The 25,642-nt window shown below is 61.8% G+C and carries 35 protein-coding genes and 1 tRNA gene; 14 read left to right on the top strand and 22 right to left on the bottom strand.

The features are described 5' to 3' along the window. Nucleotides 1–15 precede the first annotated feature (15 nt). The 4 genes from ABIB90_RS02735 to ABIB90_RS02720 all read right to left on the bottom strand — a co-directional run bounded on the left by ABIB90_RS02735 (nt 16) and on the right by ABIB90_RS02720 (nt 2,451). The gene (locus ABIB90_RS02735) at nt 16–417 is read right to left on the bottom strand and encodes an SRPBCC family protein (protein ID WP_354200142.1); all 402 of its coding nucleotides are present in this window, start codon (nt 415–417) and stop codon (nt 16–18) included. A 190-nt stretch (nt 418–607) separates the two neighbouring features. Continuing rightward, a complete protein-coding gene (locus ABIB90_RS02730) occupies nt 608–967 on the bottom strand; it encodes a VOC family protein (protein ID WP_007597847.1) in 360 nt (119 codons plus the stop codon). A 56-nt stretch (nt 968–1,023) separates the two neighbouring features. Next, the gene (locus ABIB90_RS02725) at nt 1,024–1,863 is read right to left on the bottom strand and encodes a helix-turn-helix transcriptional regulator (RefSeq protein WP_007597845.1); all 840 of its coding nucleotides are present in this window, start codon (nt 1,861–1,863) and stop codon (nt 1,024–1,026) included. A 9-nt stretch (nt 1,864–1,872) separates the two neighbouring features. Next, entirely contained in the window at nt 1,873–2,451 is a 579-nt protein-coding gene (locus ABIB90_RS02720; RefSeq protein WP_354200141.1) for a methylated-DNA--[protein]-cysteine S-methyltransferase, read from the bottom strand. Nucleotides 2,452–2,622: 171 nt separating this feature from the next. Between ABIB90_RS02720 and ABIB90_RS02715 the strand changes: the two genes are divergently transcribed. After that, a tRNA-Gly gene (locus ABIB90_RS02715) sits at nt 2,623–2,696 on the top strand. 53 nt (nt 2,697–2,749) lie between these two features. On the opposite strand, the gene ABIB90_RS02710 is transcribed toward ABIB90_RS02715, so the two are convergent. The 3 genes from ABIB90_RS02710 to ABIB90_RS02700 all read right to left on the bottom strand — a co-directional run bounded on the left by ABIB90_RS02710 (nt 2,750) and on the right by ABIB90_RS02700 (nt 4,897). Beyond that, entirely contained in the window at nt 2,750–3,763 is a 1,014-nt protein-coding gene (locus tag ABIB90_RS02710) for a site-specific integrase (RefSeq protein ID WP_354200140.1), read from the bottom strand. Then, nucleotides 3,750–3,959, bottom strand: a complete 210-nt coding sequence (locus ABIB90_RS02705) for a hypothetical protein (protein ID WP_354200139.1) — start codon at nt 3,957–3,959, stop codon at nt 3,750–3,752. Before ABIB90_RS02705 ends, ABIB90_RS02710 begins: the two co-directional genes overlap by 14 nt. Nucleotides 3,960–4,171: 212 nt before the next feature. Continuing rightward, nucleotides 4,172–4,897 (bottom strand): hypothetical protein, encoded by a 726-nt coding sequence (locus ABIB90_RS02700; protein ID WP_354200138.1) that lies wholly within the window; start codon nt 4,895–4,897, stop codon nt 4,172–4,174. A 642-nt stretch (nt 4,898–5,539) separates the two neighbouring features. Here ABIB90_RS02700 and ABIB90_RS02695 point away from each other — a divergent pair. The 8 genes from ABIB90_RS02695 to ABIB90_RS02660 all read left to right on the top strand — a co-directional run bounded on the left by ABIB90_RS02695 (nt 5,540) and on the right by ABIB90_RS02660 (nt 9,499). Beyond that, nucleotides 5,540–5,803: a hypothetical protein gene (locus ABIB90_RS02695; RefSeq protein ID WP_354200137.1), complete on the top strand. Its 264-nt coding sequence runs from the start codon at nt 5,540–5,542 to the stop codon at nt 5,801–5,803. Between the two features lie 88 nt (nt 5,804–5,891). Beyond that, nucleotides 5,892–6,107 (top strand): hypothetical protein, encoded by a 216-nt coding sequence (locus ABIB90_RS02690; RefSeq protein ID WP_354200136.1) that lies wholly within the window; start codon nt 5,892–5,894, stop codon nt 6,105–6,107. 9 nt (nt 6,108–6,116) lie between these two features. After that, complete coding sequence (locus tag ABIB90_RS02685; RefSeq protein WP_354200135.1) at nt 6,117–6,428, top strand: hypothetical protein; 312 nt, start codon at nt 6,117–6,119, stop codon at nt 6,426–6,428. A gap of 85 nt (nt 6,429–6,513) precedes the next feature. Continuing rightward, nucleotides 6,514–6,858 (top strand): hypothetical protein, encoded by a 345-nt coding sequence (locus ABIB90_RS02680; RefSeq protein ID WP_354200134.1) that lies wholly within the window; start codon nt 6,514–6,516, stop codon nt 6,856–6,858. Further along, the gene (locus ABIB90_RS02675) at nt 6,855–7,244 is read left to right on the top strand and encodes a hypothetical protein (protein ID WP_354200133.1); all 390 of its coding nucleotides are present in this window, start codon (nt 6,855–6,857) and stop codon (nt 7,242–7,244) included. Before ABIB90_RS02680 ends, ABIB90_RS02675 begins: the two co-directional genes overlap by 4 nt. A gap of 45 nt (nt 7,245–7,289) precedes the next feature. Then, a complete protein-coding gene (locus ABIB90_RS02670; RefSeq protein ID WP_354200132.1) occupies nt 7,290–8,153 on the top strand; it encodes a DUF5677 domain-containing protein in 864 nt (287 codons plus the stop codon). Nucleotides 8,154–8,177: 24 nt separating this feature from the next. Further along, nucleotides 8,178–8,609, top strand: a complete 432-nt coding sequence (locus ABIB90_RS02665; protein ID WP_354200131.1) for a hypothetical protein — start codon at nt 8,178–8,180, stop codon at nt 8,607–8,609. Nucleotides 8,610–8,692: 83 nt separating this feature from the next. Next, nucleotides 8,693–9,499 carry a DUF3800 domain-containing protein gene (locus tag ABIB90_RS02660; protein WP_354200130.1) on the top strand — a complete coding sequence of 269 codons (807 nt, stop codon included), beginning with the start codon at nt 8,693–8,695 and terminating at the stop codon, nt 9,497–9,499. Nucleotides 9,500–9,708: 209 nt separating this feature from the next. On the opposite strand, the gene ABIB90_RS02655 is transcribed toward ABIB90_RS02660, so the two are convergent. The 14 genes from ABIB90_RS02655 to ABIB90_RS02590 all read right to left on the bottom strand — a co-directional run bounded on the left by ABIB90_RS02655 (nt 9,709) and on the right by ABIB90_RS02590 (nt 19,853). Then, nucleotides 9,709–9,891, bottom strand: a complete 183-nt coding sequence (locus tag ABIB90_RS02655; RefSeq protein WP_354200129.1) for a hypothetical protein — start codon at nt 9,889–9,891, stop codon at nt 9,709–9,711. Between the two features lie 12 nt (nt 9,892–9,903). After that, the gene (locus ABIB90_RS02650; protein WP_354200128.1) at nt 9,904–11,601 is read right to left on the bottom strand and encodes a terminase large subunit; all 1,698 of its coding nucleotides are present in this window, start codon (nt 11,599–11,601) and stop codon (nt 9,904–9,906) included. Nucleotides 11,602–11,706: 105 nt separating this feature from the next. Then, nucleotides 11,707–12,468 carry a hypothetical protein gene (locus tag ABIB90_RS02645; protein WP_354200127.1) on the bottom strand — a complete coding sequence of 254 codons (762 nt, stop codon included), beginning with the start codon at nt 12,466–12,468 and terminating at the stop codon, nt 11,707–11,709. Between the two features lie 8 nt (nt 12,469–12,476). Continuing rightward, on the bottom strand, nt 12,477–13,658 hold the full coding sequence (locus ABIB90_RS02640) for a glycine-rich domain-containing protein (RefSeq protein ID WP_354200126.1): 1,182 nt from the start codon (nt 13,656–13,658) through the stop codon (nt 12,477–12,479). Further along, nucleotides 13,655–13,834: a hypothetical protein gene (locus tag ABIB90_RS02635; protein ID WP_354200125.1), complete on the bottom strand. Its 180-nt coding sequence runs from the start codon at nt 13,832–13,834 to the stop codon at nt 13,655–13,657. Before ABIB90_RS02635 ends, ABIB90_RS02640 begins: the two co-directional genes overlap by 4 nt. Before the next feature lie 50 nt (nt 13,835–13,884). Then, the gene (locus ABIB90_RS02630; RefSeq protein WP_354200124.1) at nt 13,885–14,085 is read right to left on the bottom strand and encodes a cold shock domain-containing protein; all 201 of its coding nucleotides are present in this window, start codon (nt 14,083–14,085) and stop codon (nt 13,885–13,887) included. Between the two features lie 11 nt (nt 14,086–14,096). After that, complete coding sequence (locus ABIB90_RS02625) at nt 14,097–14,267, bottom strand: hypothetical protein (RefSeq protein ID WP_354200123.1); 171 nt, start codon at nt 14,265–14,267, stop codon at nt 14,097–14,099. Between the two features lie 117 nt (nt 14,268–14,384). Next, entirely contained in the window at nt 14,385–15,497 is a 1,113-nt protein-coding gene (locus ABIB90_RS02620) for a phage major capsid protein (protein ID WP_354200122.1), read from the bottom strand. Continuing rightward, complete coding sequence (locus ABIB90_RS02615; protein ID WP_354200121.1) at nt 15,494–16,120, bottom strand: hypothetical protein; 627 nt, start codon at nt 16,118–16,120, stop codon at nt 15,494–15,496. Before ABIB90_RS02615 ends, ABIB90_RS02620 begins: the two co-directional genes overlap by 4 nt. Further along, nucleotides 16,047–16,619: a hypothetical protein gene (locus ABIB90_RS02610; RefSeq protein WP_354200120.1), complete on the bottom strand. Its 573-nt coding sequence runs from the start codon at nt 16,617–16,619 to the stop codon at nt 16,047–16,049. The genes ABIB90_RS02615 and ABIB90_RS02610 overlap by 74 nt, the downstream gene beginning before the upstream one ends. Before the next feature lies 1 nt (nt 16,620). After that, nucleotides 16,621–16,983, bottom strand: coding sequence for a hypothetical protein (locus ABIB90_RS02605; protein WP_354200119.1), 363 nt, complete (start codon nt 16,981–16,983; stop codon nt 16,621–16,623). A gap of 108 nt (nt 16,984–17,091) precedes the next feature. Beyond that, on the bottom strand, nt 17,092–17,424 hold the full coding sequence (locus ABIB90_RS02600; RefSeq protein ID WP_354200118.1) for an HNH endonuclease: 333 nt from the start codon (nt 17,422–17,424) through the stop codon (nt 17,092–17,094). Between the two features lie 232 nt (nt 17,425–17,656). Then, on the bottom strand, nt 17,657–18,409 hold the full coding sequence (locus ABIB90_RS02595) for a hypothetical protein (protein WP_354200117.1): 753 nt from the start codon (nt 18,407–18,409) through the stop codon (nt 17,657–17,659). 451 nt (nt 18,410–18,860) lie between these two features. Continuing rightward, nucleotides 18,861–19,853 (bottom strand): alpha/beta fold hydrolase, encoded by a 993-nt coding sequence (locus ABIB90_RS02590; protein WP_354200116.1) that lies wholly within the window; start codon nt 19,851–19,853, stop codon nt 18,861–18,863. A 169-nt stretch (nt 19,854–20,022) separates the two neighbouring features. Here ABIB90_RS02590 and ABIB90_RS02585 point away from each other — a divergent pair, with 169 nt between their 5' ends. Together ABIB90_RS02585 and ABIB90_RS02580 are read left to right on the top strand one after the other, a co-directional pair. Then, entirely contained in the window at nt 20,023–20,604 is a 582-nt protein-coding gene (locus tag ABIB90_RS02585) for a helix-turn-helix domain-containing protein (protein WP_354162308.1), read from the top strand. 10 nt (nt 20,605–20,614) lie between these two features. Beyond that, entirely contained in the window at nt 20,615–21,082 is a 468-nt protein-coding gene (locus ABIB90_RS02580; protein WP_354200115.1) for a GNAT family N-acetyltransferase, read from the top strand. A 1-nt stretch (nt 21,083) separates the two neighbouring features. Here ABIB90_RS02580 and ABIB90_RS02575 read toward each other — a convergent pair whose 3' ends face one another. Beyond that, nucleotides 21,084–21,611 (bottom strand): DUF1003 domain-containing protein, encoded by a 528-nt coding sequence (locus ABIB90_RS02575; RefSeq protein WP_007597837.1) that lies wholly within the window; start codon nt 21,609–21,611, stop codon nt 21,084–21,086. 112 nt (nt 21,612–21,723) lie between these two features. Between ABIB90_RS02575 and ABIB90_RS02570 the strand changes: the two genes are divergently transcribed. The 3 genes from ABIB90_RS02570 (at nt 21,724) to xylA (ending at nt 25,642) form a co-directional block, all read left to right on the top strand. Continuing rightward, nucleotides 21,724–22,782 carry a LacI family DNA-binding transcriptional regulator gene (locus tag ABIB90_RS02570; protein ID WP_354200114.1) on the top strand — a complete coding sequence of 353 codons (1,059 nt, stop codon included), beginning with the start codon at nt 21,724–21,726 and terminating at the stop codon, nt 22,780–22,782. Nucleotides 22,783–22,864: 82 nt separating this feature from the next. Next, a complete protein-coding gene (xylB, locus tag ABIB90_RS02565; RefSeq protein WP_354200113.1) occupies nt 22,865–24,319 on the top strand; it encodes a xylulokinase in 1,455 nt (484 codons plus the stop codon). Next, entirely contained in the window at nt 24,320–25,642 is a 1,323-nt protein-coding gene (xylA, locus tag ABIB90_RS02560; RefSeq protein ID WP_354200112.1) for a xylose isomerase, read from the top strand.

Genomic DNA, 25,642 nt, shown 5'->3' with positions numbered 1-25,642 from the left:
GCTCTGTGAGAAAGATCACGCAGCCGCGGCGGGGAATGCTCGGTGTATGGCGGCGACGGCGTCCTTGGTCTGTCCCTGCACATAAGGCGCGAGCTCATTCGGCAGCATGTCGATGATCCAGACCAGGCGGCATCTCGCCTCGCCCTCGGCGATCACCTGCACCGAGGCGCTGTAATGCTTCAGCCGCTCGTTGTTGATCGCGTAGACCAGCCGCTGTCGCGCATCGTCGCAATCGACCAGCACCTCGCGCGCCACCGATCCATTGGCGAAGGTGACGACGCGCGCGTCGCCGTCGAGCGTGCAGGCCGTGACGAAGCCCGGCGCCAGCCGCCGATGCAGCGCGCCGAAATCACGCACCGCATCCCAGACGTCGCGCGCCGGGGCGTTGAGGGGAATGTCGTTGTGGATGGAGGCCATTGTTGAATCCTGGTTGAGTCCTGTGATGTAGAGAAGCGAGCGATAGCGCCGTCATCTCAGCTGTCATCGCCCGACTTGATCGGGCGATCCAGTATTCCAGAGGCCGCTGTGATGAATCGAGAAGCTGCGGCGTACTGGATGCCCCGGTCAAGCCGGGGCATGACAATGTGTGTGGTGAGGCCTGCCGTACTCACGTGCAAACCGCCTCGACATTGTTGCCATCGGGATCGATCAAAAACGCCGCGTAGTAAGTCGGGCTGTAATCCTTGCGCGGGCCGGCGCCGCCATTGTCGCGACCGCCGCTCTTCAGGCCCTCGCTATGGAATGCCTTGACCGAATCATGATCCCCAGCGCGAAACGCGATATGCGCGCCATCGGCTTTCCGTCCCTTGTTCAGGTGCAGCCACAGCGCCGGCGCGCCCTGCGGTCCGAAGCCGGCATAACCGTCGCCGCTTGAGCACAGGACATAACCGAGCGGCGCCAGCACTGCGGTGTAGAAGCGCGTTGCGGCGTCGAGGTCGGCAACGCGCAATCCGATATGGTCGTACATGGTCGTCTCCATTGCCAAAGCGCGCCGCAATCGGCGCGCGCCGGAGACGAACCTAGTCAGTTGAGGATGAGTTGCTCTTGGAGAATCTTGCGCTCTCCCTTCGAGGCCTGACGGAACTTGGTCGGCGAGACGCCGGCGGCGCGGTGGAAGGTGCGGACGAAGTTGGAGAGATCGCCGAAGCCGACGTCATAGGCGATGTCGGTAACTGCGATGTCGTCGTCGGTCAGCAGCCGCGCCGCATGCCGCAGCCGCGAGCGCACTAGATATTGATGCGGGGTGACGCCGAGCACGGCCGAGAACAGCCGCAGGAAGTGGAAGGGGCTGAGGCCTGCCTGCCGTGCGGCCTGTTCCAGGTCGACCTCGGCGTGCGAATTGGCGTCGATCCAGAGCGCGGCTTCCACCGCGCGGCGGCGGTCGCGCGCGGTCGGCGTCGTCGGCTTGCGCGCCTTGCCCGAGACGACATCGACGAAACGGCCGGCGAGGATCTGGCCGACCTCGTCGAGACCGAGGTCGCTGTTGCCATCTGCCGCCGTCTGGGCGAGCTCGCCCAGCACCATCAGCTCGGGCAGCGGCGGCGTCGCGCCGACCTGCCAGACGTCTCGCCGGCCGCCGAGCGCGTCGACCAGATCCTCGCCGAGGAAAAAGGACAGGCAGACGTCGCCGGCGACATGCTCATGCGTGCAGGTGTATTCCTCGCCCGGCGCACCGACCAGCATCGAGCCCGCGACCAGATCGAAGAAGCCGGCGCGGCAATGACAGCCAAAGCTTCCGGCGCGGACATAGGCAATGGAATGGCCGGTGCGACACTCCGCAAACGGGCTGTCGTCCGGTCCCGCGTCGCAGCGAAACTCGGAGACGGTCATCGAGGGGGTCGTCAGCAGCGTGGTTGCATCCATGCCACCTATCTAGGTGGAGGGCCTCGGCGAGGCAACGGGCAGCAGCACGTCGAACAGCGTCTTGCTGGCGATCGGATGGGCGCCCTCCAGCGACAGCAGCCGCCGCTTGGAGATCACCCCGCCATAGGGCGAGAGCCGGTCGGTGTAATTGCCGGCCTCCAGCACCCGGTGGCAGGGCACGATCAGCATGTAGGGATTTTTCGCGATCGCCTGTGCCACAGAATGCGCGGCGCCGGAGGCGCCCAGCGCCTTGGCGATCTCGTGGTAGGTGCGCGTCTCCCCGCGCGGGATGGCGCAGGCGGCTTCATAGACCCGCCGGTTGAAGCCGGGCACCCCGCTCGCATCCAGGCTGACCTCGGAAAAATCGGCATCGCTGCCTTGCAGCAAGCCCACGATGCCCTCGATCGCAAACGCGGCGTTCGCGGAAGGCCGCTGCTCGCGCGCCTCGGGATGGACCTGGAAAATCCGGCGGCGGGTGTCGATCTCCCGCGCCTCCGGCAATTGCACGGCGACGACCCCGGTGCTGCTCCAGATGATGCCGCAGCGCCCTATGGTCGTGTCGAATATCGCGTAGCCACGCCCCACCATGCACACGCCCCACTCAGTGCACGTCTCCCCAGACAGGCGATCATAACACCGCCACAATCCGGCGCACCCAAAATCTTACCGGAAACTTAAGAAGGGTCAGGCGGCCTGCGCCAAAGCGCTTGGCGAGATGCGCCGTCTCGGCTAATCAGAGCGGGCGCAGGCTGCGCATCCGCGGGCGTAGTTCAATGGTAGAACGGCAGCTTCCCAAGCTGCATACGAGGGTTCGATTCCCTTCGCCCGCTCCAATACTTAGGCCGAATTGCCGATAAAGTTTTGCTGGTGGTTTTGCTAGATTTGTTCATTTTCTGCTCTCCAATTTCCTGATCCTGTCCTTCATCGCGGCCGAGCGCCCGACATAGCGACGGATGATTTTCTCGACGGATTCCTCTTCCCAAGCGAGCGTCTCCGCGATCTCACGCATGGTGAACCCAGCGATATAGAATTTGGTCGCCGCGGTGCCCCGCAGATCATTGAAATGAAGATCCAGCCCGGACATCTTCGCGTCGATCTTCGCCTTATTGAACGAGCTGCCGAAGCCGTCGGCCGTCCAAGGCCGACGCTTGCTGCTTGTCAGGATCGTCGTCGACCTCTTCGGAATGCACGCCAACACATCGCGCAGCGCGCCATAAAGAGGAATGATTGCCTCTCGACGATGCCGGCTCTTGCCGGTTGTCAGCACGATCGCGTCATCGTCGACATGCGACCAGGATAAGCGAAGCAAATCGCTGAGCCGCAGGCCTGTATGCCCCGCAAGGTCGACAGCATGAGAAATTTCGATCGAGCAGGTTTTTTTGATCTGCGCGACATCAGCATCGGTCCAGATGATTTCTGAACGATCATTTGAGTAAAGGTGCTTGATGCCTTCGCAAGGATTCCCCGAGATCTTGCCCAGAGGATCGACTGCGTGTGCGAGTACCCGTGATAGCACCTGCAGACCGTAGTCAGCTGTACGCGGTGTCTTGGCCCATTTGTCACGCCAGCGGCGAATCAACGGCCTGATTTTCTCTGGTCGATCGAACTGAGCTATTCGCAGGTCGCCAAAATGGTCGAGAATGCGGTCAAGCCATTTGCCCCACTCCTCTCGCGTCGATGGCGAGAGCTTCTTGAATTCGCGCTTCTTGTAGTCGGCGACGACAAAGCGAAAGCGGGCCCTATCGGGCGTGCGCCTCTGTTCCACTGCCTCATTGTACGAGCCAATGAATTCTGGCGACCCTGGTTCACCGCGCAGCCGCGGTCCTCCACGCCAAGCATACCAATACGTATGACCCTTGGCTTTGACCTTTGCGATGCCCTTGAGATCAACCCTCACCATTCCGCGCCTCAAACTCTGCCAGCTCTCGATCCAGCTCACTCTCGCCGTCTGCTGCTCCAGACCGCTTGCCGGTCGTAACAATGATCTTGCCGTCGCGCCCGACCTCGACGCGCTGGATTTCCAAACCTGCCGCCATAAGAACGTCCACAGTCTTTCGGACGTGCGCAGGCTTTACAACCCAATTTCCGGTGGCCATCTCGCTACTCCCTACTGTGAGCCAAACAGAGCCAAACCAAACTCAAATCAAGCTCTAGTCAGGAGGGCCGCCGACTCCATTCTTAATTCCGTTGTTCACAGGTCGCCCACAGCTTCAATCGGGAATAGCTGCCACAGTTTGTGGCCGACGGGACACTCGAAAGCCCGCCGGCGCGAACCGGCGGGCATCGTTTCATCCAAACCCCGTGGGCGTCAGACGGCAGACCCGGCTAAGTGATCGCGAAGGCAATCTTGCGCGCTGACGATGACGTTCGAAAGATCCTCATCGAAGGCATTGTCATGCCTTCCGCTGGATGAATATTTCCCGCTGGAGACACCCTCCACGTAGGTGAGCAGTGCGAGCAGTCCAGCCAAGCTTTTTGGAACGGTCGTTGCGAGCTCGTCCCGCGCTTCGACTTCCCGGTCCCCGAAAAGTTCTTCCTTTTCCGGATCCGGACTGAGTGTACCGGGTACGAGATCCCGGACGGCCTCAGCATATTCTGCATTGGCTCTCTTGTGATTTTCGATCAGACCAAAGATGGGATCGACATTGGCACGGACGGCGGCCAAATCGGCTGCACGCGGGGATTCTTTCGCGAGCCCGCAAATCATCCCGACCGGATTGCCGTCATGGATCCAATCAAGATTCTGACCATGCGATCTGAAGAATTCTAGCGCTTGATGATATGCAGCCGTGTCCTCATCTTCATTCTCAAAGGGCGGCCCTTCGACATGCCTGCGGAAATAGATCAAAGCGCGCGCCGCCCCGGCCTCATCCATTTGCCAGCCTTCGCAAATATAGCGCGTCCGTAGCACGTCGACGATTTGCTCAACCCGGGCCAAGTTGCCCTGGTGGTCGATGACAGGCTCATGGGGAGCCAAGTTCATGGCCACGGCCGGCGCGGTCACCACTGCCGCGGACGAAACGAACACGTTCATAAGAATCCTCCTGCTCAAAGTTGGTCCAGTCCCGGTCCTTGAATCCGCGGCCTCGGCGTCCGGTTCGGTGCACTCGCCGACGGGGTGGAATGCGGTTGCATGGCTGGCTGGAATCAGGGGGGCGGGACAGACTGACAAGGCGCCCGGGGCGCCGGAGGGTCGTTTTCTGGTCATGGTTAGTGCTCTGTAGCTTAGGGCTTCTGAAGGCCCTCGCAGCGGGGCAGCCGCTGCAGCCGGGGGTTCAGAACGTGCCAGAGCGACACGCCGAGCGCTTTTAGGGGTTGCCCCCACTGGACAGCACGCCCGACCCCGGCCAATATGGCAGGGTTCGGAGCCGCACCGCCAAGTGCGTCCGTCGACATCGTTCCGAGAGGGAATGATGTCATTCAGCCGTCACCCCCGACGCCAATCGGGAGCATCCTGACCAAGGATGTGCGGCTATAGCTCTGGTCCGGGTTCTGAAGCCCACGGACACCCTACCCCGAATCGTTAACTAAATCACCCCTTTCCGGGGGCGCTTCGGCGCGTCCGTGCACAAGACTGCATATTTATCCCGGGTGGCAGCTTTTCACGGGCGCAACCTATTGATCTCGCGCAATGGTTGAGGTTGGATATCCCCCTTATTTTGGCCGGGGGCGTTTCATGCGTAGATTTGCAATTGCGGCGCTTTGCGTCGTGCTCGGCGGCTGTGCCGCCCAGGCTCGCGAATTTGGCAGTTACGAATGCTCCAATGATTGTTCGGGTCACGCCGCCGGGTATCGGTGGGCGGAAGCGCACAATGTGACGTCCGAATCCGGTTGCCCGCTGCGAGGCAACGCAATCTCGTTCTATGAAGGCTGCTTAGTGTACGTCGAGGACCCAGATCGGGGAGCCGACGAAGACGACGACGGTGACGATATCGATTGATGACGCCGCTCTACGCTCCTACCCCGGCGCTCGCCCGTCCGTTGCGGTTGGATACCAGCTCAACAATGCAGATCCGGGGAGATAGTTCATGAAGGTGATTGCGATCGTTGCCAGTCTAACGCTGCTGTTGGGCCTGAATGTGCAGGCAAACGCGCGAGGTGGGCACGGAGGCCGCGTCAGCTATGGCGGAGGCCATCACACCTCTAGCCACGGCGGCAGCTATTCGGGCGGTTCGGGATCGTCGCATCGCGGCGGGACCTACGTGAATTCAAACACCGGCAACCGTTACGGCACCCACCAATAGGAGTTTCGGATGGGGCTGTTTTCGCGCAAGGAGCAATGGGAGCGAACGTTTCGACTCCGCAGCCATCACACGATCGCGAAAGGCTTCCTCTCTGCGGCCTTTTGGCTGTGGGGAATCGTTGGGCTCCTTTTCAACGCCGGTACGCTCTTTGGCTTGACCGGCTCAGTTGGTATCGGCACGTCGGCGTATTTGACTGCCAGCAGCTTGATTTGGATCGGCGGCATGATGCTCTTCGGGATCGGAGCCCTACTCTCCCATAATGACCTCGACGGGGAGCGTCCCCTGCCGTCCGACAGCGGCGATGTAAGGATCACGCGCTGACAAGGTCCTCGCAAATATCAGGAGTCTCAATCACATCATGTTTGCAAACTTGCGGAAGCGGTGGGCAGAGGCACGAGCTGACGCAGTGTCGAAGCAAGTGGATGATATTTTGCGGCGCTACGAACGCATGAATTCAGCCGATAAAGGGCTTATCGTCTCGGCTTTCGAATCTTGCCTATCGGAGTTGGAAGACCAGGGAGGCCGCATTGACCAATGGCCACCCGAACACACGATGCAGATCGCGAAGGAAATAATGACGGCCGCGCAAAATGGCTTTAACACACGGGGCAGCATGATTTTCGCAGAAACGGCGAGAACAAGCGCGCACGGCGCTGCCCTGCTTTCACTGTACTTAGAGCTCCGCGGCCTGCCGGGCGATCAAGCTGTCGAATCTAGAACCAAAATTGAAGATTGGAGGAGGCAGCAATGACGCGCGTGACAATAGTTGTTCGCGAGGTGGAGAAACCCAACCCAGAGTATTCTTTGGAGTTCGACCTCCCCGAAGTGCCTAAGATTGGCTCCTATATCTCGATCAATCGCCCCGACAATCCGGAGCCGTATAGCGAAGACATGATTGTTGAGAAAGTTTGGTGGCGTTTGCATCATCCGGAAACTCGGCCGAGCTATTCAGCTAACGAACCAGCAAAAATCGGTAAGGCCACTGAGATCTTTGTTGAGTGTATTCAAGCGACAGGGCCGTACTCGAGCGACCACTGGAGAGACATGCTGAACGCGAGGCGAGCTCATGGAGCGAAGATTCCTGAATTCGATGTGGCTCGTGTTCAGGTCCGGCAGGACGCATTCAAGAAGAAGTAATGCTCCACAATGACTCTTGGCCACACCGTACCCGAGATCGATCGAGTGTCTGTCGACGCCGACGTGATGGCCTCCTTCACGACCGAAAGCGAATTTACGTCTGTTGCAGTTTCACTGATGGTGGAAACGGCCGGTTACAGCTGTATTGCGGCCGGCACCTTGGGAGAGAAGACATATTGGGACCGTGATCTGGCAGCTGTCGGAGGCGCGGTCGTTCGCCAGTATAAGTTGCTCGACGCTTTTCTTGATCAGGTATGCAAGCATCGGGACGAGACAGCCATGATCATGGCGCGGTTGATTTACGAAACAACCGTCAACATCAGATTCTTCCTAGACAGCTTCTCTAAGTCTTTAGTCGACTCTTACGTGGAGCACTCGCTCCGACACGAGCGCAAGACGCGCGACAAAATCCAAACGAATATTGCGGCCCGCAGCGGCGTTATATTACCCATTGAAGATAGGATGTTGAATTCGATCGGTCGGGCGGAACGAGCTGCAGGCATTTCGCTCGATGACGTGGATATTCGCGACAAGCGCCCATGGGGTGGTAAAAACCTTTTTGAAAAAGCGAAAGCGGTCGGGCTATCTGATGCTTACTCAGCATTCTTTGGTGGGACGTCGCACAACGTGCATGGAAATTGGCACGACATCTATACGAATCATTTGAACTGGGACGAGACGGCGAATTCGTTCACCCCTAAAATGGCGTGGAGGCGGCCCCGACCGCAAATGGTGACGTCCTTGGCTCTCGTCGTCGCCGAAACACTCAATATTTACTTCGAGTTCATTGGAGGCGACGAGGTTTCAGGTCATTTCGCACCAAAACTAGATGATCTGCAGCGCCGCGTGTTTGCGCTCGTCGATGGACACGAAGCCTACCTAGCGCGAAAGAAGTGGCCAGCGGTTTGACCAAGCACGCATCAGGGGATTTCGATGGGGTGGTTACAAGATCTTTTGCAGGAAGTGCCGCTCTCAGGCGTCATGAGGGAGCGGGTCAAACTCGCGGAGGAACGATACGCCGCGGCGAGCGAGCAGGTTGAGATACTGAAGCAGCGAGTAGCTCTTCTAGAAAAGGAGAATGCCGAACTGCGCTCACAGGCGCCCCCGCAAATTCAGTCAAATCTCAAGGGCGACACCGCGCGCGTTTTGGTTCAGCTTTTTCGGGCTGACGATATCGACGACAGAGACACAAGGGTAATCGCGCGCGCCCTTGGGATGGAACTGAGCGTTCTCAAGTATCATCTCGATCGTCTTGATCAAGCGGGTCTCGCACAAGTAGGCAGCGCCAACTATGTGAGCGGCGCAGTATACTGGTTACTTACTCCTGCGGGTCGGCAGAAGGTCGTCGAAGAGAATATGATCTGACCGGAGCGGCACGCTTGACGGATCAGCACTGGATGGTCCACTGGAATATTTGACCACAAAGAATCTGAGATCGAAATCGTTCTATGAATTGCGTGCACCTTTATATCGATGATTCCGGCACAAGGCGGACCGACCGTGAACCGCAGATGGAGCGTCGGGACGCGATGGATTATTTTGCTCTAGGCGGTCTTTTGGTGCACGAGCAAAACGTCAAACACCTTATTGATGCGCACCGCAAATTTTCGCTGCGCTGGAATATCGACTATCCCTTGCACTCAACGAAGATACGAGGGCGCCGTGGACCGTTCTCGTGGCTGGGTAATGATGGCGCACGAGAGCGAGATTTTTTGAGTGATCTAGAGTGGACTATCCTCGGTCTCCCTGCCGTCGGTATAGCTTGCGCGGTTGATCGGCCTGGCTATGTTGCGCGATATGCCGATAGATACGAGAAGCCTTGGCTGCTGTGCAAGACGGCGTTCGCCATTTTAGTTGAGAGAGCAGCGAAATACGCTTCAAAGCATGGAGCGAAGCTTCAGATCTATTTCGAGCAAGCCGGCCAGCATGAGGATCGGGATATCATGTCCTATGCTAAGCTCCTTGAGGAGGAAGGCATGCCCTTCGATCCAGGCACCTCAGGCGGCTATGATGGGCTACGGCCGGAGGACTTTAAGTCGATCCTACTGGGGCAGCCCAATCGCATCACCAAGAAAGTCCCGATGGTGCAATTCGCCGATCTGATGCTCTTTCCAATGGTAAAAGGTGGCTACGACCCGCAGTACCGCCCTTACGCAAAGATGATTCACTCAAAGCGAATCATCGATGCCGTGTTAGCGCCAGAAGCGCGTGCGAACTTAGGGATCAAATACAGTTGCTTCGACATGAAAAAATGAAGGCCCGGACTATGCCGGGCCTTATTTCGGCCCGCATACGCAGACCCCGGGGCTTGTGGCCCACGCCGTGACAATGCACGAAATAGTTAAAAGTTCAACCCTATTGCAAAGCGCCAGGGTCGACGTTTCTAGCGGTTCCTACTGATATAATTAAGGTTTTTTATTTTGCAATGGTGGCCAGCTGATCGATGATCCGGCCGCTCTAGCTTTCAGTCCAGCGCTTTCAGCCGCTCCAACTCGGCCAACGTCTCGGCGTGTTCGGCATAATCGATGCACCACCGCTCCTCCGGCTTCCCAACGAAGCGCCTGGCTTCCTCACGCCAATAGGTGGCTTTCAGCATCAGTTGGGCCGCGGTCCCTTCATGTTCGTGCACTGACGGTTCATGCGTCATGGCGCCCTCCGTTTATATTGAGAAGACCAACAGGCCACGATCTGCGGTGTAGACCGAGCCGCCGGCGTCTGGGTTTAGCGACATCAGGTCCGTGGCGTTCAAGGTTGCCATCAACGGGTCGATTTTTGCCGAACCGCTCGCCTGCTTGGTGATCAGAATTCCGTTCGCCCGCTGTTCGATCTTGGCGTTGCCCACGCACCACGCCATCAAGGGCTGAGCGCCGTGCACAAACGAGCCGTCGGCGAGATGCCTCTCTAAGGTCTTTATCGCGCGTCCCAGCTGCCATCCCTGCGCAATGCCCACAATCCGCTTTTTGTCAGTGTTGTCGATGCCGCGCGCCGCCAGCGCGTCCAGGACCTGGCCGATGCCGATCGGGTCGACGCCGATGGCGTTTTCATCCGGGAGCAAGTGCGCGCGGTCGATCCGCTCGATAATGCTGACGAGCTCCTCAATATCATCGCCAAACTGGTCAACGATGACCAGATCGCCGGCCTTTTGCATATCCCGCAGCGTTGGCGCGATCTGCTTCCGCCGCTCTAGCGCAGAGGCGTGAATCCAGCCACGCGCGAAATGTAGCCAGCGCCTGCTTTCCTTTTCCCGTCCGATCGCCGCAAACCCCAGGATATCGTCGAGACCACCGCCATCGATGCCACACACTACGACATCGCAGCGATCGAGCAACGCGTCGAGGCTTACGGTACGGTCGCCGCTCGCCTCCCAATGGTCCGCACCGGCCCACCTGTCCGAACGGAGCCCGAGCCCGATCTGGATGTTCAGATGCTGGGATGCCCAGCGCCGAAACTCTTCTTCCCCGGTGTCTTTCGCTGCCTGGCAGTCCTCGACCAGCCTTTCGATGGTGATCGAACGCCCCCGGTTGGGAGTTACCATAAACCAATTTTCGGGATTGCCCCACTTCTCGGGATCCGCCGCGATGTCGTCGGGGAATTCATAGAGGATCGGCAGCATCGCGCCTTCGCGCTTGCCGTCACGGATATCCCGCGCCTTGTCCAGCTCGGCCTTAAACACGCCTGCAGGCGGTCTCTCGCTTTGCGTCGTGATGAACGTCAAGAATCCTTCCGGCTGCGATATCAGGCCGCCGCGAAGCTGACCGATGACGCGATCAGCATTGGCATTCGTCGACACCACGTGCAACTCGTCCATGAGGGCGCCAGCCGGCTTGACGCCTGTCAGCACGTTTGGATCGAACGATTTGACCTGAAGCGTGGCGCCGGTCTCCAACCATGTCACCTTTTTAAGGTGCGGCTGGACGCGCATCATATCCCGACGGCGCAGTCGAGCATCGGCCGCGATCATCCCCTCGACCTGATTGAACGCAATCTCGGCGATGGGCTGCGTCGGGGCGATCAGGAGGAATTCGGCGTTCGGACGCACGTTGATCAGCAGCGACGTAAGCATCAGCGCCGCGCCGTTCGACGTCTTGCTCGATTTCTTCGGCGTAAGTAAAAACGGTTCGCGCACCATTCGCTCGCCGCCGACAATCGAACCGTGCAACGCGCGGACGATGTCGCGGAACCAATCGCCCGCAGCATCCCTCAGTAGCGGCTTTCCAGGAACGTCGGGCAAGCGCAGGCGATCGAAAATGTTCACTGCTCTTTGTGCAGCGAGCTGGTCGAGCAGAGGCAGCTCCGGCACGAGCGATTCGCCTTTGCGGATTCTGTCCTGCCAGTCCTTGACTGCTAAATTCCACACCGAGCATCACACTCCAGAATTCGACTTCACGGGTTCGAGCCGTTTCCAGTGACCGTTGCCTGTGTCATAGCTTCTGTCCCACTTCATTCCGCGATCGAGCGAACGCTAGAGCGCCGCCGCGGCCCGGAAGAACGCGTCGATCTCGTCCGACGTCATGCCGTAAGCCGCACCGATGGCGATTGTCATCGGGTGGTTGCGCTCGAACACGGTCGCACCTGATACCAGCATTTTAGCCGCGAATTGCTGGCTGACCGGCATCGCGTTGATGATGGCTAGTAGAGGCGACGGGATCACAGCCGCGTTTGAGGCAAGCGCATCGGCTTCCGTGATGATGCCGGCAACCGCGAGTTGCTGGAAGAACTGCCGGTCGCTGATCGAAGATGGCACCGGAGGCGGAGGTGGAGCGGGGCGCGCAGGAGGTGTGTAAACGCCGGAGAGTAGCGTGCCTCCGATTTCGTATGGCGTATCCGTCTCTTTGGAGAGCGTTAGGCCCTCCGGGGCTTTATAGGCCGCAGAATTCTCAAGGAGGATGATGTTGGTCACGACGCCTTGCGCGTCAACTAATGCATACGTTGTCATGGCTTTAGCTCGCACAGTATTCAGTAATAACGACGCTGCCGGAACCACCAGCACCGGCTGCGCGGTTGGTTGTGCCTGACACGTCAAAACCGCCCGCTCCTCCTGCGCCAGAGGCGATTGCGCCTCCGGTCCCGCCGTTGAAGGTGATGGGAGTTTGGCCGCCAAAGAACGCGTGCCGCCGCCCCAGCCCACGCTGAAGTTCTGAGCCACGCTTGCGCCGCCGCCACTGCCTCCGGGAACGGACAAGGTCACCGACACCGCTGCTGCCGCCAGCAGCTCCGGGGCCAACACTGACGCTAACCTGTGTGAATGCGCCGCCCGTGCCACCCACTCGCGCTACAAAGAGCGCCTACGCTAGTGGTGCCGCCTGCGGCGCCAGAGTTTGCACCTGCTGCCGGTGCCGCGCCACCGGCTCCAATGGTGACTGTTTGAGAAGCTCCTACGGTAGCTCGTGATACGGTTTTGCGGGCATACGCACCGCCGCCGCCCCCGGAGCCCGTAGTGTAAGCACCACTGCCAGCAACACAGGAACCGCCACTACCGCCGCCACCCTGACATTCGATGGTGCAGTAAAGCATGTTGGCGTTTGGGGTGTATGTGCCCGAAACTACGAAAGTCTGAATACGAACTGCTCGCACGGTCCCAATGTTCGCGCTGGCCTGATCCTTCTGCCCCGCCGTAAGCGTCTGTGCCGCGCCGTAGCTGACGCCCGCGAGATTTCCCAGCGCTGTCGCCGCCGTAGCCGCGTATTCCGACAAATTGTTCGAGCTAGTCACGTCGCCCGCGCCGAACTGACCCGCGACGTTGAAATTCCAGTCCGCAAACGTGCCGGTGCCGTTGGTCTTATCGACGTTGATTGTCAGCGTCGTGCCGCTGTAGGTCGCAACGCCCTCCATCCATTTGGCGGCATCGCCGTTGGAGGTCGCACGCACCCGCGCGCCGTTCTGATAGGCTAGACCCGACTGCGTGGTGAAGGCTTTTGACCCCGTGCCGATCACCAGCGATGTGGTGGACGTGCCGCCGTAGCCCTTGGCCGGCGGCCCGCTAGCAACCCACACGCCGCCGGTCTTGAGCCAATAAGCGCCTGTGGTCGGCTGAAATGCCCATTGTCCATCGTCGCCGAGCGACGGATCGGGCGCGGTCGCCCCCACGGCGACGAAAACGAAAAAGCCCGACGTGTTCCATGCACTCACAGCCTTGTCGACGTCCCGCGCGTAGGTCTCGCCGACAATGCGCTGTTGCGATTCCTTCCAAATGGCATAAGTCGCGCCGCTCAGGGTCGAGCCAGGCCAAGGCAAGATAACGAGATGCGTATCGTCCGTGACGTCCGTAATCTTCGAAACGAAATGCCCGCTCTGGAAAAGATCCCCAGGCTTAACGTTGCCCGCGCTGGACCAGATGGTGCTGGTGCCGGTTACGGTCGTCCCGTCTGCGGAAACTGCGCAGGTACCGGTGGAGTAGGAAGATAGTGCGGTCAATGTGATTTCCTTGCTTCGATGCGCGCCAGCGCTTCTTCAATCCGCAGCCACACGCCGTCGAGCTTGCGCCAGACCTTGCCGGTGGATGGCTGGAAGGCGAGCCAGCCGCGCGCACCCGCCGGGGGCTCGGCGAATTCCGGCGGAAGTGACCCAAGTTCGAGTGAATTCCCCGGCATAGCTGCCGCGCCCTCGCAATTTGCTCCGCGGCCGCCGGACGATGATTCCATCAGAGAACCCGGACGTTGCGCGCTTGCAGCTTGCCGCGGCGGTCGTCGAATACACTGTCAAATGTGACCTTGTCGCCGTGGTTAAGCACGTCGCGATTGGTGATTTCCTTGGCATGCACGAAAATATCCGCGCCGCCCTCCGCCGGTCGAATGAATCCGAAGCCGCGCTCACTCCAGCCAACACAAATGCCCTCGAACATGATTCCTCGCTTTACTCGGCTTGCGCATCTTCGGTCGCAGCAATCGCGGCAGCCCACTCGGCCGCCGTCGCATCGCTGATCTCGAAGGCGATCGTCTCGCCGGTAGACGCTTCAATGACGACGATCTTGATATCCGGCGCGAGGCGCCTCGCCTTCAGTTTTGGATTGTCGAGCGTGCGCACTTTCTGAAATCCTTCTGTTTGGGCTTGGCTCGGCCGGGCACCGAAGTGCCCGACCGGCCTGCGAGGACGCCCCTGACGGGAGCGCTTCGGCCAGTGGAGACTCTGGCCGAATTAGATTCAGCCGGCGATTAAGCCAACCACGGGACCGGCCGCAGTGTTGTCACCCAGATCATGAATAACGAGGTCGATCCGCTCCGTGCCGCGCACGGCGATCTGATCGAGCTCGAGATAGCGGTCGCCGGAAAACTTCACTGTTGCCTGCCGTCGATCGCCCAATGTTGCCGCCAGACTCATGTCACCGAATGCCATGATCATCTTTCCGGAGATTCCGCTATTTGACTGCGGCAGCACGGGCGTGATCTGAATGGGAAAGCCCATAAAAATGGGCATCAGTACGCCGTTCACGTATCGCCACGAAATTCCGCTGCCCGAGGAGGCGAGACGCCAAAGCGTCATTGCGAAGCCGAATTGCGAGACGAAGAAGCGCGCTCCGGGTAGGGCGACTGCCGGGAGCGCCGCGACTAAGTTGGCCATATCGGTAGCCGTGATGACGTCAAAGGTAGAGCGACCTGTTGCTACGTACCGTCCAGCGTTGTGATTGCCGTCGGCAAAAAGCGTAGAAATACCGCGAATGCCGCCAAACGCCGCGGTGCCGTCACCGTTGAATCCGCAGTCGTCCTCTTTCGACAGGAAGGCGTAACCAACTTCGGTGGTAAAAAGTCCACCCAGTTCCTCGATATCTTCAGCTGCGTCTTCCGCGACCTCGGTCGACATGCGCGTAAGCGTTCCAAGCTTCTTGGCCGTGAGCCCTACGTTGTCGCCCACGAAGGAGGTCTCAGGAATGGCTGATGCTTCCGCCACAAAATTGGCAGTTAAGCCCGCAGTGCGGCGAGGGACGCTCTTGGTGTCTGAGCGCATCCGGACCACATTGGCCGAACCACGGATCGCGCCGCGCGGATCGCGGATTGCAATCATCTCGTTCAAGATGTCGGGCGGCACGATAGCGCCACCCGTTCCATTCGTCCCGGTGTTCTGCGCCTTGATAATTTGGGAGCGCGCGAACGCTCCCGCACGTCTGAGGATTGGGTTGTCAGGCGCTTCCGCCTTGCGCCTTGCGAGAGCATCGTCGCACAGGCCGTTCACGGCGACCGCGATTGCCGCGATGGCCTTTCCCAGATCTACTGGGCCTGGTGCCGAGCGGCGCGATCGATCGGGGCTTGAGATGTTCATTGAGTTTCCTTTTCCGTAACAATGCCGGCCGCGATGCACGCTTCGAGGTAGCGCTTCGGCCATGAGTTGAGCGCCGATGGTGTCGAGCCACCGAACAGTCGCGGCGTGAACGCGTCGAGTGGTCCGTCAGCCATGACACCGCCTACGCCGAGGCTCGATCGGAGTGCGCCTATCTCGTCATTCAGCTTCAGCAGATTCACGATAGCCAAGGCCCGGCGACGATGCAGCGCATCGACCTGAGACTTGTGTGCGCTGACAGCTTCCTGAGTGGCTGCGGCTGCTGCGGCGAAGACGTGGCTGCGAGCCAGTTCGATCGCCCTGTCAACGTCGCCAAGCTGCTGCTGCAGCCGAAAAAGGCGAACGCCCTCTGCTTCTCTACGGGGCGGAAGGTCGCCGAACTGTGCACCTTCAAGAAGCGCGCGAGCTCGCGTTTCACGATCGGCGCCTATGTCCGCAGGCTTCTCGGAGAAAACCTCCGGCACGCCTGCAATGTTCGTCTTTTCGAGTGCTCGGATCTTCGAGACAATCTCCTCGCGTTGATCCATTAAGTTACCGAGGCGAGCCTCGATCCGATCGAAGGCTTCGCGAGCCGGCAGTTTTTGCGTCAGTTGTTCCTTTGCCATGCATGCAAATTGCATCGCTCGGAGCGACATTTACATGGGGGGTAGGTGTCGTTTTTTCGCGCCAGCGCTGGATTGTGCGTTTATCCCGCAGCTGGCCGCCGGTTGCGGTCAGGAATTGGTGAAATGCTGCTCGATCCCCACCTGCTGGCGCGGTACCGTGCTCTTTGTGAATTCGATATTCTCCGGCATGGTAGCGCTTGATGGCCGACTCCAATTCCGCTGCGGTCCAGGTCTCAAACCGCTGGGCAAGTAGGTCGACGGCGTCGGCTATGCGGAATTTTGCGCGAAATTGTTTCGGTTGGTCCATCGCATGCTCCAATGTCCCGTTCCGAAATTTTTGCGATTGGTCCGTCGCCTGTTCCAAAGTTCCAGATTCCAGCCAGTTCCTGAGAGCCGCGTGCAGCCAAGCGGCATCCTCGGCCGAAAGCACCGGCCCAGTACCTAGCGCAGCCATCACGCTGCGCAACCTGCTGAACGCGTGGGTTTCGGTCGGTGTCACCTTAGTTGGCCCGCTCCGCAGATGCGCCCGGGCTAAGTAACTCGCCCCAATGGTCGGCCAAGTCGGCCTGATCGTTTTCCGGCGGCTTGGCCGGCCCTGCCTTGCCCCGGGCGCGGTCTAGCATTTCCTTCGAAGCAGCAACGCGCGCCGCCTCGGAGGCTCCAGCGACGGCAACAGTCGCCAGCGTCTCAAGCGCCAGTTGCTCGAGAAACTCCGCCAGTTTCGCTCCCGTCAGACCTTGCGGAATGATCGGATCAGATTTCTCTTGCGCATCGACGTGCGTCGGCTTCGCCGATTGCTTCCGCTTGCGGCCAGAACCACTTCGTCGACCTCCCCAGCTACGGTGCTGCTCTTCCACCTTCATCGATCCTCAATCTTGAAAACTTGAAAGCAATCATGTTCTGGCTTGAAAACCTCCGGATGAGACCATATGCGGCGTTTGCTCTCCTAAGCCGCTGGGGATGCAAACCCGTTACCCCCATTGGCTCGCTCGCTTTGCTTTCTCTTCATTGGTTTTCCGCGAGTGGCACGAGCCGCAGCGGAGCATGACGTTGCGCGGGTCAAGCAGTGCACCGCCGTCCCTCAATTCCTGGACATGATCGCCGAAGACGCGCATGCCGGTGCGGCCTGGTGTCTTGCACTTTGGATCCTCGCAACGACGGCCGCGCTGATTGATGATGGTTGCGATCAACGCGCGCCACTCTGGACTGGAGTAGACCGGGTCAGCGATCTTCGGCCGAGGCGCGAGCCGCTGGTCGACCTTGCTGACGCGCGATCCGAGCAACGTGAGGCGTGGCTGCTTCATCGGACAGTCGCTCCGACGTACCTTGCCAGCACCGCCGCGGCCGATTGAGCTTGCGCTTCGTCCATGATCGGCGCCGAGGACCAGTGGATGTCGCCACCTCGGCTGATATGCTCGACGATAAACGTGATCGATCCATCGACGCGATCGCGGCTCGGCACAATGCTGACGCGTCCGCCCAAGCGCTGGACGTCAGATGGGAAGATTGGTCGGCGGCTTCGGACTTGCTTCGTCGTCATGCAACACCTCTCAGTGGCGGCCCGTGACCGTCCAGCGACCTCATTTCATCGCCAAGCCCCTTCTTTGTTGAATCTGCGCTCTTCGTGGGGGGCACCGTTTTCGCGAAATTGGACCCTATCGGCCTAGCCGCGGATGGGCCGCGCTTGATCCAAGCAAGCCATTCACGCGAGACGATCTCGACGAGGTTCGAGAGGTTCTTTCGTCCGGGTTGCGGACGCTCAGTGATCTTGAGCAGGCCCAGCCGTCGCGCCTCGTGGATGGCGTTTTGAACCGTGGTTCGGCAAACGCCGGCCAAGGCGGCGATTTTGTCGATCGGAAAGTCGCAGATCCCGCAGCGCTTGATCTCGCCTGCGATGACGCACAGGACAGCTCGCTGGCCTTCTGTGAAATGATGGCGGAGGTTGTCGGGCAGCGCGCTGGAGCCGCCCAGCGTTCGCCTGCGGTCTCTAGAAGCCCTTCGATCAGAGGACCGCTGGGGACGGCGCGGCAGGAAGCGGCTGAGACGACCAGGAACCGCGAACCTGCCGATGGACGTCCGATGGCTGAGCGGACGGCGCGTCTGGATGCAGGCCGCTAGGAACGTCGCGTCGTCGTCAGAAACGTGGCCTTCGGCATTGGCGCCCCATAGGAGCCGGCCGACCGCATCGAGTTGGTCCGGCGATTCGCAGCAAGCGATGTCCCTATACAGCTTCACCGCCGCCGCGCTCTGTAGCGTCGTGCCGGGCGCGATCTCGTCCGCGACCATCATTGCGGCACCGCCCCGCCAAAGGCGAGCTCAGCGACGACGCGAGCGGTCGCAGGGGGCAAATGGAATGCGGTCTTGAGCCTGAGCGCTTGCCGCGACAAAGGACCGGTGCTAATCGTCTCGGCGCTGAAGTTGAATTTGCGATTGGGGGCTGCCTTTGCCGAGGCGGCCCTTCGCATTTTAAGAGGCGGCATGCGGCGCCTCCATTTCAGCTACAGCTTCCGCAAACCTTCGCGTCTCGAACGGACCTAGGGCGCCATCGCTCACCCCGATCTGGAACATACCGTCGTCTCGCTGGACGATCAGCGCTCGGTTTTGCGAGCGCTTCGTAAGGTATTGATGGGATTGGGGCGAATTGGCGCTAGTTTTGCAGCTAAGACATTGAATCTCATCGAGAACAGCTAGCTTCCCAAGCTGCATACGAGGGTTCGATTCCCTTCGCCCGCTCCATCCTTTAGTTCGGCAGGCTCCGCAGAAATTCCACGATCGCCGCATTCACCTCCGCCGGCCGTTCCTGCTGCGTCCAGTGTCCGCACCCAGATAGCATCTTGATCCCGCGCAGTTGCTGCACCCATTGCTTCATGTTGGCAACGTGCTCGGCGGCGCCGGGGAAGGCCATGACCATGTCGTGGTCGCCGGCGATGAAGAGCGAGGGCACGACCACCTTGACGCCCTCGAAGGCGCCCATCAGCTCCCAGTTGCGATCGATGTTGCGATAGTAATTGAGCGGTCCGCGAAACCCACTGTGGGCAAATTCGGCACCGTAATAGTCGAGGTCCGCGCTACTCAGCCACGGCGGCAGCGGCACCTGCATTTTCGGTAGCAAGCCGTCCTTGCGAGAGACCATGCCGACACCGGCGGTCCGCCCTTGACGCTCGGCATTGGCGCGGATCACCGCCGCGCCTTCGCCGGAACCGCCATAGAGCATGGCGCCGAGCGTTGCACGCGGATCCCTTTCGAATTCTGCTTCGGCGACACCCGGCTCCTGGAAATACAGTTGATAGAACTGCGCGTCAGACGTCTGTGGCATTACACTCGTCGGCGGCACCGGACCGCGCGGTCGATAGGGCACGCTGAGAATGGCGGCGGCGCGGAAGCGATCGGGCCGCAGGCGCGCGGTGTGCCAGGCGATCGTCGCGCCCCAGTCGTGCCCGACGATGACGGCGTCCTTCGCCTCGAAAGCGTCGAGCACGCCGACGAGGTCGCCGACCATGTGGAGGATCGTATACTGGTCGATCGCCTCGGGCTTGTCGCTCTTGCCGTAGCCGCGCATGTCGGGCGCGACAGCGTGGTAGCCGGCCGCGGCCAGCGCCGCGAGTTGGTGACGCCAGGAATACCAGCTTTCCGGAAAGCCGTGGCAGAGCAGCACCAGCGGCCCTTCGCCCTGTTCGGCGACGTTGAGGCTGATGCCGTTGGCCTTGATGATCCGTTGCGTCGGTCCGTTCATGCCACACCTCCCGCTGCATCGTGATTGCGCCCATCCTAGACGTTGCTGCCCGGCGCGCAAAGATTCCAATATATTAGCCCCTCGATCCCGGCATACGCCGCTGCTCCGGCCTAATCTTCTCGTCCGGCGGATGCGGTCCCTGCGACGGGCAACGTTTGGATCAGAGATCATGGACCAGCAAAAGCTCGATCGCGCGATCGGTCGTCGCTTGAAGACGGTGCGGACGCAAGCCGGCATGACGCTGAATGAGCTGGCCACGCGCTCCGGCGTCAGCCGCGCCATGATCGGGCGGGTGGAGCGGGCGCAGAGCAGTGCGACGGCGTCGCTGCTCAACAAGCTCTGCGCGGCGCTCGATGTGTCCTTGAGCGACGTGGTGGCGCTGGCCGAGAAGCCGCCGGAGCGGCTGGTGCGGCTCGCCGACCAACCGCACTGGCGCGATCCCGACAGCGGCTATCGCCGCCGCCACGCCTCGCCGGCGGACGCGGCGAGCGGCATCGAGGTTATCGTCGTCGATTTGCCGGCCGGCGCGCGGGTGCCGTACAGCCCCTGGGGGCGCAACGCCTTCACCCAGCAGCTGCTGATGCTGGAGGGCGCGATCGCCGTGCACATCGACGCCAAGGCGGTTCGCCTGCGCGAAGGCGACTGTCTCGACTTCGACGTGATGCGCGCGGTGATCTTCGAGAACGAGACCAGACAGGACGCGCGCTACGTCATCATCACGCGCCGCGGCGCGTCCTACGGCAAGATGTGAGGCCCTGACGATGCAGATCCGCACCGGCGACACCTTTGATCCGCGCGTCATCGCGCTGCTCGACCATCACGTTGCGGCGGCGCGAGCACAGACCGCGCCGGGCAGTGCGCATGCGCTTGATCTCGCCGGGCTTCGTGCCCCGGAAGTCGCGTTCTGGACCGGCTGGGACGGCGAGACGCTGGTCGCCACCGGTGCGCTGAAGTCGCTGTCAGCCGAGCATGGCGAGGTGAAGTCGATGCACACGCTCCAGACCACGCGGCGGCGCGGCTTTGGCGGTGAGATGCTCCGCCACATCATCACGGAAGCCCGCGCGCGCGGCATGGCGCGGCTCAGCCTCGAAACCGGCTCCTGGGACTATTTCAAGCCGGCGCACGCGCTCTACCAGGCGCATGGCTTTGTCCTCTGCGGCCCGTTCCAGGGCTATGTCGAGGATCCCAACAGCCTGTTCCTGACTCTGGATCTGTCGGCGAGCCGATAGCTCAGGAGCGCGTCTCCTCGATCCTGTCGAGCACGCGCTCGGGGGCGATGTCCCGGCTTGCCTCCTCCAGATCGCGCTTCGAATCGGGCTGGACGTCGAGCCGCTCGGCGATCTGCGTGAGCAGGCGGGCAACCTTGGTCAATTCGTGCTCGGCGAGAAGGCTGATCTGGAGATCGAGATCGGCGCGCTTGTCCGCTGCTGCGCTCATGCGGTTCTGCGAGATCAGCACGAATGTCGACAGGAAGATCGCCTCGACCGAAGCAATCATCGCCAGCACCACGAAGCTCTCGTCCCAGGCCGGGATTCCCGGCAGCCAGTGCAGATTGGCGATGATCCAGAAGCCGAACACCGCGACATGGAGATAGACGAACGCCATGCTGCCGGTGAACGCCGTGATCGCATCGGCAAGTTTTTCCTGACCCCTGGCACCGCGCTGCTCGCGGCGGCGGCGCTCGACCAGGGCCTGGATGTTGCGCTCGAGCGTCGGGCTCAATCCCTCGCCGGGATCATGGGTGATATCGTTATGCACGGGGCAGCAACGGCGGACGGGAAAAGCTGTTCCTGGGCTCAGCCGAGGGAAAATGCTCGCCGCCCCTCAAAATGAGTTGCGTACCTCAAAACACCTCTGCTAGCCTTCAGCCATGGCCGAGACGCTCACCACGACTGCGCTGACGCTGAAGGACATCGCCCGCCAGGCCGGCGTCAGCCTCGCGACGGTGGACCGCGTCCTGCACAATCGTCCGGGCGTGCGGCCGGATACGGTCCGGCGCGTCAAGGAGGCGATCGAGCGCAATTCGTTCCAGCCGCACGTGGCCGCCGCCGAGCTCGCCCGCGGCCGCGCCCGCCGTTTCGCCTTCGTGATGCCGTCGGGGCCGAACCCGTTCATGCAGCAGATCCAGGACTATCTCGGCGAGATGTCGGGCTGGCTGTCGTCCCGCCGCCTCGGCGTCGAGACGGTGGCGACCGACGTGTTCGATCCGTCCGTGCTCGCCGCTTCCCTTGAAGGGCTCTCGGATGATTACGACGGCATCGCCGTGGTCGCGCTGGACCATCCCGGCGTCCGCGCCGCCATCGACGATCTCGTCGATGCCGGCGCCAAGGTCGTGACGCTGGTCTCGGACGTGCCGTCGTCGCGCCGGCACCATTATGTCGGTATCGACAATATTGCCGCGGGGCGCACCGCCGGCGCGCTGGTCGGGCGGCTGGTCGGACAAAAGTCCGGCAAGGTCGCGATCGTCGCGGGCTCGCAGGGCCTGCGCGACCATGCCGAGCGCATTTTTGGCTTCAACCAGGTGATGGCGTCGGAATTCGCCGGCCTCAGCGTGCTGCCGGTGCTCGAAGGACGCGACGAGGACGCGCGTTCGGAACAATTGTTGGCGCGGCTGCTGGGCAGGCATACCGATATTGTGGGTCTTTATAATGTCGGCGCCGGCACGCAAGGCGTCGCCAACGCGTTGAACGAAAAGGCGTTGAGCGATGCCGGCCGCGACAGGCAGGTGGTGTTCGTCGGACACGACCTCACCGCGCTGACGCGCCGGCTGCTGCTGCAGGGCGTGATGCATGCCGCGATCTCGCAGAACCCCGGACATGAAGCGCGCGCCGCCGTGCGCGTGCTGCTCGCGCTCGCCCGTGGTGAGCCGATCTTGCGCGAACAGGAGAAGATCAGGATCGACATCGTGATGCGGGACAATCTGCCTTAGCGGCAGGTGGAATTCAAAACGACCCGTTGCGCATAAGGCGACCTTGAGTTCGCGCACCGCAGCAGGCGAAAGGGAGGATGGCGTGTATCTCGGAATCGACATCGGCACATCGGGAGTGAAAGCGGTGCTCGTCAGCGAAGCCGGCGCGGTTCTCGCGACGGCGGCGCGCGAGCTTGCGCTGTCGCATCCGGCGCCGCTGTGGTCCGAGCAGGATCCCGATGGCTGGGTCGATGCGGCGGTCGGCGCGGTCGACGATCTTGCCGCCCGCCATCCGCGCGAGGTCGCGCGGGTGCGCGGCATCGGGCTATCGGGCCAGATGCATGGCGCGACGCTGCTGGACGAGGACGGGCGGCCGCTGCGTCCCGCGATCCTCTGGAACGACGGCCGCTCGCACGCCGAATGCGTCGCACTGGAGCGGCGCTGCCCCTCGTTGCACACCATCGCCGGTAATCTGGCCATGCCCGGCTTCACCGCGCCGAAGCTGCTCTGGGTCGCCAGGCATGAGCCAAAAATCTTCGCGCGCGTCGCAAAGGTGCTGCTGCCGAAGGCCTATGTGCGCTATCGACTGACCGGCGAGATGATCGAGGACATGTCGGACGCGGCCGGCACGCTATGGCTCGACGTCGGTCTGCGCCGCTGGTCGGCGCTGCTGCTGCATGCCACCGGGCTCGATCTCCACCACATGCCGCGCCTGGTCGAGGGCAGCGAGGTCAGCGCGACGCTCGCGCCGGATTACGCCCAACGCTGGGGCATGGCAAAGAATGTCGTGGTCGCCGGCGGCGCCGGCGACAATGCCGCGAGCGCGATCGGGCTCGGCGCCATCGCGCCGGGCGATGCCTTCCTGTCGCTTGGCACATCCGGCGTGGTGTTCCGCGTCACTGATCGGTTCGCGCCGGCGCCGGCCTCGGCGGTCCATGCGTTCTGTCACGCGCTGCCCGGCCGCTGGCATCAGATGGGCGTGATGCTGTCGGCTGCGGCTTCGCTGGCCTGGCTCGCCGGCGTGATGGAGGTTCCGGCCGCAGCGTTGCTGGCGCCGCTCGGCGAGCGCGTCGATGGACCGAGTCCGGTCAAATTCCTGCCCTATCTCGACGGCGAGCGCACGCCGCACAACGATGCCGCCGCCAGCGGTGCCTTCGTCGGCCTGCGCGGTGCGACCGGGCGCTCCCAGATCGTTCAGGCCGTGCTCGAAGGCGTCGCCTTCGCCGCGCGCGACAATCTGGCGGCGCTGAGCGCGGCCGGCGGACCGCTTGCCGAGGTCGATCTCGTCGGCGGCGGCTCGCGCTCGCCGCTGTGGGCGCAGATCTGCGCAGATGTGCTCGGCATTCCCGTCCACCGCGTCGAGGAGGGCGAGGTCGGGGCGGCGCTCGGCGCCGCCAGGCTCGGACGGCTCGCCGCCACCGGCGAAGACGCGGCTGCGGTTTGCACCCGTCCGCGCCGGCTCGCGAGCTTTACGCCTCGCCCATCGGTCAGTGCGGCCTATGACGAGGCCTATCGCCGCTGGCGCGAACTTTATCCCGCCTTGAAGGAGTGTGCCTAAGTGAACGCGTCAGCGAAATTCTTCGATACAAGCATACCTGTCGCCTTCGCCGGCGGGGATGCGGGAAACGCGCCTGCCTTCCGCTGGTACGATAAGGACCGCCTCGTCCATGGCCGCAGGATGGAGGACCATCTGCGCTTTGCGGTCTGCTACTGGCATTCATTGTGCTGGCCCGGCGGCGATCCCTTTGGCGGCGAGACGTTCCTAAGGCCCTGGCATCACGGCACCGATGCGATGGCACAGGCGCGCGCCAAGGCCGACGTCGCCTTCGAGCTGTTCCGCCTGCTCGACGTGCCCTTCTTCACCTTCCACGACGTCGATGCGGCGCCGGAAGGCAACTCGCTTGGCGAATCCGTCGCCAACCTCAATGCCATCGCCGATCTGTTCGAAGCGAAGATGGCCGCAAGCAAGGTGCGCCTGCTCTGGGGCACCGCCAATCTGTTCACGCATCGCCGCTACATGGCGGGCGCGGCCACCAATCCGGACCCCGAGATCTTCACCTATGCCGCCGGCCAAGTCCGCGCCGCGCTGGAGGTGACGCACCGTCTCGGCGGCCAGAACTACGTGCTGTGGGGCGGGCGCGAGGGCTACGAGACGCTGCTCAACACCGACCTCAAGCGCGAGCTCGACCAGCTCGGCCGCTTCGTCTCGCTGGTCGTCGAGCACAAGCACAAGATCGGCTTCAAGGGGCCGATCCTGATCGAGCCGAAGCCGAAGGAGCCGACCAAGCATCAATATGATTTCGACGTCGCCACCTGCTACGGCTTCCTGGCGCGTTACGACCTGCTGAAGGACGTCAAGCTCAACATCGAGCAGAACCACGCCATCCTCGCCGGCCACTCCTTCCATCACGAGGTCGCGCTCGCGGAGGCGCTGGGTGTGTTCGGCTCGCTCGACATCAACCGCGGCGACGATCTGCTCGGCTGGGACACCGACCAGTTCGCGATGAACGTGCCCGAGCTTGCCCTGGTGTTCCACGAGCTCCTGAGCCGCGGCGGCTTCAGCTCCGGCGGGCTCAATTTCGACGCCAAGATCCGCCGCCAGTCGATCGATCCCGACGATCTGATCCATGCCCATGTCGGTTCGATGGACGCCTGCGCGCGGGCGTTGCTCGCCGCCGCGGACATGCTGGATTCCGGCGTGCTCACTGCGCCGCTCGCGAAACGCTACGAGGGATGGGCCGGGCCCGAGGGCCGCGCCATTCTCGGCGGCCAGCGCTCGCTCGCCGAACTTGCCGACCGCGCGCACGGCCCGGGCTTTGACCCGCAGCCGCGCTCGGGCCGGCAGGAATATCTTGAATCCCTCGTCAACCGCTACGTCTGA

The organism is Bradyrhizobium sp. JR4.1 (assembly GCF_040548605.1).
Classification (GTDB): Bacteria; Pseudomonadota; Alphaproteobacteria; order Rhizobiales; family Xanthobacteraceae; genus Bradyrhizobium; species Bradyrhizobium canariense.
Note: the sequence above shows the minus strand (reverse complement) of the source record. Positions and strands in the feature narration are given on the sequence as shown.

What these genes read in the sequence shown, in the direction of transcription:
- ABIB90_RS02735 (WP_354200142.1), bottom strand. Translation starts at nt 417, where the DNA reads ATGGCCTCCATCCACAACGACATTCCCCTCAACGCCCCGGCGCGCGAC.
- ABIB90_RS02730 (WP_007597847.1), bottom strand. Translation starts at nt 967, where the DNA reads ATGTACGACCATATCGGATTGCGCGTTGCCGACCTCGACGCCGCAACG.
- ABIB90_RS02725 (WP_007597845.1), bottom strand. Translation starts at nt 1,863, where the DNA reads ATGGATGCAACCACGCTGCTGACGACCCCCTCGATGACCGTCTCCGAG.
- ABIB90_RS02720 (WP_354200141.1), bottom strand. Translation starts at nt 2,451, where the DNA reads ATGGTGGGGCGTGGCTACGCGATATTCGACACGACCATAGGGCGCTGC.
- ABIB90_RS02710 (WP_354200140.1), bottom strand. Translation starts at nt 3,763, where the DNA reads ATGGTGAGGGTTGATCTCAAGGGCATCGCAAAGGTCAAAGCCAAGGGT.
- ABIB90_RS02705 (WP_354200139.1), bottom strand. Translation starts at nt 3,959, where the DNA reads ATGGCCACCGGAAATTGGGTTGTAAAGCCTGCGCACGTCCGAAAGACT.
- ABIB90_RS02700 (WP_354200138.1), bottom strand. Translation starts at nt 4,897, where the DNA reads ATGAACGTGTTCGTTTCGTCCGCGGCAGTGGTGACCGCGCCGGCCGTG.
- ABIB90_RS02695 (WP_354200137.1), top strand. Translation starts at nt 5,540, where the DNA reads ATGCGTAGATTTGCAATTGCGGCGCTTTGCGTCGTGCTCGGCGGCTGT.
- ABIB90_RS02690 (WP_354200136.1), top strand. Translation starts at nt 5,892, where the DNA reads ATGAAGGTGATTGCGATCGTTGCCAGTCTAACGCTGCTGTTGGGCCTG.
- ABIB90_RS02685 (WP_354200135.1), top strand. Translation starts at nt 6,117, where the DNA reads ATGGGGCTGTTTTCGCGCAAGGAGCAATGGGAGCGAACGTTTCGACTC.
- ABIB90_RS02675 (WP_354200133.1), top strand. Translation starts at nt 6,855, where the DNA reads ATGACGCGCGTGACAATAGTTGTTCGCGAGGTGGAGAAACCCAACCCA.
- ABIB90_RS02665 (WP_354200131.1), top strand. Translation starts at nt 8,178, where the DNA reads ATGGGGTGGTTACAAGATCTTTTGCAGGAAGTGCCGCTCTCAGGCGTC.
- ABIB90_RS02660 (WP_354200130.1), top strand. Translation starts at nt 8,693, where the DNA reads ATGAATTGCGTGCACCTTTATATCGATGATTCCGGCACAAGGCGGACC.
- ABIB90_RS02655 (WP_354200129.1), bottom strand. Translation starts at nt 9,891, where the DNA reads ATGACGCATGAACCGTCAGTGCACGAACATGAAGGGACCGCGGCCCAA.
- ABIB90_RS02635 (WP_354200125.1), bottom strand. Translation starts at nt 13,834, where the DNA reads ATGCCGGGGAATTCACTCGAACTTGGGTCACTTCCGCCGGAATTCGCC.
- ABIB90_RS02630 (WP_354200124.1), bottom strand. Translation starts at nt 14,085, where the DNA reads ATGTTCGAGGGCATTTGTGTTGGCTGGAGTGAGCGCGGCTTCGGATTC.
- ABIB90_RS02620 (WP_354200122.1), bottom strand. Translation starts at nt 15,497, where the DNA reads ATGAACATCTCAAGCCCCGATCGATCGCGCCGCTCGGCACCAGGCCCA.
- ABIB90_RS02615 (WP_354200121.1), bottom strand. Translation starts at nt 16,120, where the DNA reads ATGGCAAAGGAACAACTGACGCAAAAACTGCCGGCTCGCGAAGCCTTC.
- ABIB90_RS02605 (WP_354200119.1), bottom strand. Translation starts at nt 16,983, where the DNA reads ATGAAGGTGGAAGAGCAGCACCGTAGCTGGGGAGGTCGACGAAGTGGT.
- ABIB90_RS02600 (WP_354200118.1), bottom strand. Translation starts at nt 17,424, where the DNA reads ATGAAGCAGCCACGCCTCACGTTGCTCGGATCGCGCGTCAGCAAGGTC.
- ABIB90_RS02595 (WP_354200117.1), bottom strand. Translation starts at nt 18,409, where the DNA reads ATGATGGTCGCGGACGAGATCGCGCCCGGCACGACGCTACAGAGCGCG.
- ABIB90_RS02590 (WP_354200116.1), bottom strand. Translation starts at nt 19,853, where the DNA reads ATGAACGGACCGACGCAACGGATCATCAAGGCCAACGGCATCAGCCTC.
- ABIB90_RS02585 (WP_354162308.1), top strand. Translation starts at nt 20,023, where the DNA reads ATGGACCAGCAAAAGCTCGATCGCGCGATCGGTCGTCGCTTGAAGACG.
- ABIB90_RS02580 (WP_354200115.1), top strand. Translation starts at nt 20,615, where the DNA reads ATGCAGATCCGCACCGGCGACACCTTTGATCCGCGCGTCATCGCGCTG.
- ABIB90_RS02570 (WP_354200114.1), top strand. Translation starts at nt 21,724, where the DNA reads ATGGCCGAGACGCTCACCACGACTGCGCTGACGCTGAAGGACATCGCC.